The 1,004-nt window shown below is 69.0% G+C and carries 1 protein-coding gene; it reads left to right on the top strand.

Features of this window, described 5'->3' with window-relative positions; translation table 11 throughout:
* Window positions 1–170: 170 nt before the first annotated feature.
* Window positions 171–1,004, top strand: an 834-nt coding sequence (locus U9980_RS25490) for an NAD(P)-dependent oxidoreductase (RefSeq protein ID WP_322770253.1), incomplete at its 3' end; no start/stop codon positions are given.

The following is a 1,004-nucleotide window of genomic DNA, read 5'->3' as shown; positions in this document are numbered from 1 at the left end:
GCGTTCGCCGGGCGCCACACCCAGCCAACTAGTAAGTTTTCCGAACAAACGTGCCTCGACTGGCTGGCGCGCCCACCGTGCGGGTAGGCCAGACAGGGCCGGGCAGGGACAGACGTCCCACAGGTCGCATTGCCAATGCGCAAGGGGGAGCGCACACGGGAGGCAGAGCAATGAACGTCACGTTCCTCGGGCTCGGACGGATGGGCCGGGAAATGGCTCGGCATGTCCTGCGTGGCGGCCACCAGCTGACCGTCTGGAACAGGACGCCGGGTCGCGCGGGGGAGTTGACAGCCGCCGGTGCACGCGAGGCGCCCTCCGTTCGGGCCGCGGTCACCGATACCGACGCCGTCGTGCTGATGGTCTTCGACGACAGTTCAGCCCGCCAGGTGATCGACGAATTGATCGCCGGCGCGCCCCCGGCGACGCTAGTGATCAATTCGACGTCTGTCTCGCCGTCGACCAGCCGCGACCTTGGGCAGCTCGTGGCAAAGGCGGATCTGCGCTACGTCGAGGCGCCGGTGGTGGGCACCGTCGGGCCAGCCCGCGAAGGCACCCTGCGGGTACTGGTCGGGGCGACCGCGGCCGACGCCGCGGCCGCCGAAGGCCTGCTCTCCCTGTTCGGCAGCACACACCGGGTTGGCGGTATCGGAACCGCGACTGCGTTGAAGACCGTGGTGAACCTGGGACTGACGCTCTCCACCGCGGCCCTGGGCGAGGTGCTGCGGCTCGGATCGGATCTGGGTATCGACCGCAACCTGCTACTGGCCGAACTCTCCGACGGTGCGCTCGGGTCCATCGTGAACTACAAGCGCCCGATGCTCGCCGACGACCTCTTCACCCCGGCGGCCTTCACTCTGGACGCCATGATTAAAGATCTTCGGATCGCGATGGGCGCCGCGGAGCGGGCGTTGCCCCTGGCCACGACCACGCTCGCCATGGCCGCGGAGGCGTCCGACGCCGGGCACGGTGGCGACGACTTCGCCAGCCTGGCGGCCTACTACGCC

The sequence above is a fragment of the Protofrankia sp. Cr1 genome, assembly GCF_963555865.1.
Taxonomy (GTDB): domain Bacteria; phylum Actinomycetota; class Actinomycetes; order Frankiales; family Frankiaceae; genus Protofrankia.
Note: the sequence above shows the minus strand (reverse complement) of the source record. Positions and strands in the feature narration are given on the sequence as shown.